A 1,705-nucleotide genomic window follows, 5' to 3' on the forward strand; every position below is an offset into this window, starting at 1 on the left:
CTCATAACTCCCTAAATTAATTGTTCTAATTTGTTTGTCAAATTTTGTCCAGTTATTTAGGGGGCTAAGACAAAAGACGCTTTGAAATTAAGAGAAACTTTAGCAAAAAATAACCAAATGTATTTCGAAAATTTCATAAAAGGAATAAACTCTATATATTTCAAAGAAATTGAAGAAATTTATGGTAACAATTACAAAAACGACCAAAATGAGCTAATTAAAATTTCAAAAGAAGATAGAAACAAAATTTTTCACGGTCAAATTACAAACAAATTTTTAGAAAGATCTGAGCTTATTGAAAAAATTGAAATAATAAAAAGGTGGTGCGAAAAAATTGCAATAATATTTACTAAAGAAATTGGATACGACGGATTTGAAAGAAATTCTTACAGAAAAGCAAATTCGAAATTAAATCTGAAAAACGTTGACAAATTTTCGACCATAGATAATTATAAAAAATTTTTAAAAACAATTGACAGAAGTAAAAAATAAAAAAAGCCCAGCCCACAACAAAGCTATATACGCCAGTCGTGGCATCCACAGCACATTGAGGGTCTCGTATTACCCTTTCCCATGCGTTCAAGCTGATAAATCCACAGCTGGTCTGAAGCCACGCCCAGGCGCATATAGCCGGGACGTTAGGGCACATATCGCGACACATGAGTAACAAATTGAGAAATGAGTAAAATAAAAAAGGCTGCCAATGCAGACAGCCTGATAATATATATTGTGTTTTTATTTTCAAGGGGGGACTCGAACCCCCAACCTAACGGTACGTTAAACCGTTGCTCTGTCCAATTGAGCTACTTGGCTATGAGTAATTTAACAATTAGTATGCCAACAGAGAAATTTATATTGGAAATGACATAATGTCATAAAAAAGAAATGTGATGCTAAAATGGTTTGCTGACGATACACAACTAAGAACAACGAAAGAGCATAAAAAACCTAACGTCTTTTTATTTGGCGGGATTATTATTGATTCGTTCGAGGAAGAGAAATTAAGAAAATTAATGAAAGAGGTTAAGGCAAAATACACCTACCCTGATTTACCAGTAAAATGGAATTTTAAAGACCTGAAAAAGACATATCAAAAATTTCAAAAATTAGATGATTATGAAAAAATGCTTTCAGACTCTTATGCATGGAGACATGAGATATTTGATAGGTCAAAAGATATAGACTTTAAAATTGTAATTTCTGCTATGGAAAACTTTCAATATGAGAAAAATAATCTTAAACAGATTAAAGGTGACCTGAACTGCATACTATTTTCAAATTCGTTAATGAGATTAGGTTTATATGCACAACGAGTAGAATGTGAAGAATTTCAAGTTATTCTTGATTGGCCTGAGAATAGTGACCCAACTCCCTTTTCTAAAGAATATTATTACGCTTTTAATCGTGGAAAGTCTAAAGATGAAATAAGTTTTCATTCAGGTAAATTATCTGATTTGGGTTTTCAAGAATCTGTTTTATTTACAAAAATGACTCATTCTAATTCATTGCAATTTGCAGACATGATAATGGGAAGTTTTAAAGATTTCTTTGAGACAAATTTGCATGGACACGAATGCTCATTAGGCACAGAATTGATTAAGAAAGTAAAATCAAAATTTGATGGATATCCAGACTCAGTTATAGGAGTAGGAGTAAATGTTCCCTCTAAAAATAGAAACTTAAAGTCTAATTTGACTGAAATTTT

General features: G+C 31.4%; 2 protein-coding genes. Both read left to right on the forward strand.

Going from position 1 to position 1,705, the window contains the following annotated elements; translation table 11 throughout:
• The first annotated feature begins 81 nt into the window (after positions 1 to 81).
• Positions 82 to 492 carry a hypothetical protein gene (locus OQ5_RS0115005; protein WP_141638888.1) on the forward strand — a complete coding sequence of 137 codons (411 nt, stop codon included), beginning with the start codon at positions 82 to 84 and terminating at the stop codon, positions 490 to 492.
• Positions 493 to 890: 398 nt separating this feature from the next.
• Positions 891 to 1,705, forward strand: an 815-nt coding sequence (locus OQ5_RS21285; protein ID WP_044107950.1) for a DUF3800 domain-containing protein, incomplete at its 3' end; no start/stop codon positions are given.

The sequence above is a fragment of the Anaerophaga thermohalophila str. Valhall genome (genome assembly GCF_000250735.1).
GTDB classification, from domain to species: Bacteria; Bacteroidota; Bacteroidia; order Bacteroidales; family Marinilabiliaceae; genus Anaerophaga; species Anaerophaga thermohalophila_A.